Annotated in this window: 2 rRNA genes; both read left to right on the forward strand. The window is 52.4% G+C overall.

From position 1 onward, the window contains the following. The first annotated feature begins 277 nt into the window (after positions 1-277). A 23S ribosomal RNA gene (locus BM438_RS44215) occupies positions 278-3,156 on the forward strand. Between the two features lie 205 nt (positions 3,157-3,361). Then, positions 3,362-3,474 (forward strand): 5S ribosomal RNA (rrf, locus tag BM438_RS44220). Positions 3,475-3,483 lie beyond the last annotated feature (9 nt).

A 3,483-nucleotide genomic window follows, 5' to 3' on the forward strand; every position in this document is an offset into this window, starting at 1 on the left:
TTCGCATTGGCGATTGAGCCAGTCAGAGTGATATGAAGCAGAGCTTTATATCGGCTGTCGTTCTTTAACAATCAGGAAGAAGTAGTAAAGAGATTCACGAAAGATCACTTAGAGATGGGTGGTCGAGTAGGTGAATCAGGGTTGTGATTGTATCAATGTATGAAAAGGTGATCGAAAGATCGCCTTGGAATACGGCGCAACACGAATACTCAACCTGTAGCGCGTGTGGCGAACGTGCCATTCCCAGTGAATGGCGCATGAGACACACCCGTTATAGGGTCAAGCGAACAAGTGCATGTGGTGGATGCCTTGGCGATCACAGGCGATGAAGGACGCGGTAGCCTGCGAAAAGCGGGGGGGAGCTGGCAAACGAGCTTTGATCCCCCGATATCCGAATGGGGAAACCCACTCCTTATGGAGTATCCGTAACTGAATACATAGGTTACGTGAAGCGAACGCGGTGAACTGAAACATCTAAGTAACCGCAGGAAAAGAAATCAACCGAGATTCCCAGAGTAGTGGCGAGCGAAATGGGACCAGCCTGTACTCTTTATCTTCATTGTTAGTCGAAGGCTCTGGAAAGTGCCGCCATAGCAGGTGATAGCCCTGTAGACGAAAACAGCGAGGAAGAACTGGGTGTACGACAAGTAGGGCGGGACACGTGAAATCCTGTCTGAAGATGGGGGGACCATCCTCCAAGGCTAAATACTCGTGATCGACCGATAGTGAACCAGTACCGTGAGGGAAAGGCGAAAAGAACCCCGGGAGGGGAGTGAAATAGATCCTGAAACCGCATGCATACAAACAGTCGGAGCCTCGCAAGGGGTGACGGCGTACCTTTTGTATAATGGGTCAGCGACTTACATTCAGTGGCAAGCTTAACCGATTAGGGCAGGCGTAGCGAAAGCGAGTCCGAACAGGGCGTTCAGTCGCTGGGTGTAGACCCGAAACCAGGTGATCTATCCATGGCCAGGATGAAGGTGCGGTAACACGTACTGGAGGTCCGAACCCACTAACGTTGAAAAGTTAGGGGATGAGCTGTGGATAGGGGTGAAAGGCTAAACAAACCTGGAAATAGCTGGTTCTCTCCGAAAACTATTTAGGTAGTGCCTCGTGTATCACCTTCGGGGGTAGAGCACTGTCATGGTTGTGGGGTCCATTGCGGATTACTACGCCATAGCAAACTCCGAATACCGAAGAGTGCAATCACGGGAGACAGACATCGGGTGCTAACGTCCGGTGTCAAGAGGGAAACAACCCAGACCGCCAGCTAAGGTCCCCAAATATTGCTAAGTGGGAAACGAAGTGGGAAGGCTAAAACAGTCAGGAGGTTGGCTTAGAAGCAGCCATCCTTTAAAGAAAGCGTAATAGCTCACTGATCGAGTCGTCCTGCGCGGAAGATGTAACGGGGCTAAGCAATATACCGAAGCTGCGGATGCATATTTATATGCATGGTAGGAGAGCGTTCCGTAAGCCTGCGAAGGTGCATTGAAAAGTGCGCTGGAGGTATCGGAAGTGCGAATGCTGACATGAGTAGCGATAAAGGGGGTGAAAGGCCCCCTCGCCGTAAGCCCAAGGTTTCCTACGCAACGTTCATCGGCGTAGGGTGAGTCGGCCCCTAAGGCGAGGCAGAAATGCGTAGCTGATGGGAAGCAGGTTAATATTCCTGCACCATTGTTAAATGCGATGGGGGGACGGATCGCGGAAGGTTGTCCGGGTGTTGGAAGTCCCGGTCCTTGCATTGGAGAAGGCGCTTAGGCAAATCCGGGCGCGGAATTCAAGGGTGCGAGGCCATTCACTTCGGTGAAGAAGCAACTGGAAGTGGTTCCAAGAAAAGCCTCTAAGCTTCAGTTTAACAAGACCGTACCGCAAACCGACACAGGTGGGCGAGATGAGTATTCTAAGGCGCTTGAGAGAACTCGGGAGAAGGAACTCGGCAAATTGGTACCGTAACTTCGGGATAAGGTACGCCCCTGTAGCTTGACTGGCCTGCGCCAGGAGGGTGAAGGGGTTGCAATAAACTGGTGGCTGCGACTGTTTAATAAAAACACAGCACTCTGCAAACACGAAAGTGGACGTATAGGGTGTGACGCCTGCCCGGTGCCGGAAGATTAAATGATGGGGTGCAAGCTCTTGATTGAAGTCCCGGTAAACGGCGGCCGTAACTATAACGGTCCTAAGGTAGCGAAATTCCTTGTCGGGTAAGTTCCGACCTGCACGAATGGCGTAACGATGGCCACACTGTCTCCTCCCGAGACTCAGCGAAGTTGAAGTGTTTGTGATGATGCAATCTCCCCGCGGCTAGACGGAAAGACCCCATGAACCTTTACTGTAGCTTTGCATTGGACTTTGAACCGATCTGTGTAGGATAGGTGGGAGGCTATGAAGCGTGGACGCCAGTCTGCGTGGAGCCGTCCTTGAAATACCACCCTGGTTTGTTTGAGGTTCTAACCTTGGTCCGTTATCCGGACTGGGGACAGTGCATGGTAGGCAGTTTGACTGGGGCGGTCTCCTCCCAAAGTGTAACGGAGGAGTACGAAGGTACGCTAGGTACGGTCGGAAATCGTGCTGATAGTGCAATGGCATAAGCGTGCTTAACTGCGAGACCGACAAGTCGAGCAGGTGCGAAAGCAGGTCATAGTGATCCGGTGGTTCTGTATGGAAGGGCCATCGCTCAACGGATAAAAGGTACTCTGGGGATAACAGGCTGATACCGCCCAAGAGTTCATATCGACGGCGGTGTTTGGCACCTCGATGTCGGCTCATCTCATCCTGGGGCTGTAGCCGGTCCCAAGGGTATGGCTGTTCGCCATTTAAAGAGGTACGTGAGCTGGGTTTAAAACGTCGTGAGACAGTTTGGTCCCTATCTGCCGTGGGCGCTGGATATTTGAAGGGGGCTGCTCCTAGTACGAGAGGACCGGAGTGGACGAACCTCTGGTGTACCGGTTGTCACGCCAGTGGCATCGCCGGGTAGCTATGTTCGGAAGAGATAACCGCTGAAAGCATCTAAGCGGGAAACTCGCCTTAAGATGAGATATCCCCGGGGCTTCGAGCCCCTTGAAGGGTCGTTCAAGACCAGGACGTTGATAGGTCAGGTGTGGAAGCGCAGTAATGCGTTAAGCTAACTGATACTAATTGCCCGTAAGGCTTGATCCTATAACAGGTGTGTTTTGTGTCGATCAGTGTTAGCGCTTCAGCGCTTACAGTGATCCCACCCCCGAAGGGGGCAGGACACCACGCACGGTTGAGTGATCAGTGTTGTGCCAGAAACAACACAACCCCCCTCTGGTGAGCATCACCAGAAACTACTTCTTCCAGATTGGTTGTGCTGTCCCCAAAGACATCACGACAACAAGTCATGCCTGATGACCATAGCGAGTCGGTCCCACCCCTTCCCATCCCGAACAGGACCGTGAAACGACTCCACGCCGATGATAGTGCGGATTCCCGTGTGAAAGTAGGTAATCGTCAGGCTCCCCAGCA

It is taken from the genome of Paraburkholderia aspalathi (assembly GCF_900116445.1).
Lineage (GTDB): Bacteria > Pseudomonadota > Gammaproteobacteria > Burkholderiales > Burkholderiaceae > Paraburkholderia > Paraburkholderia aspalathi.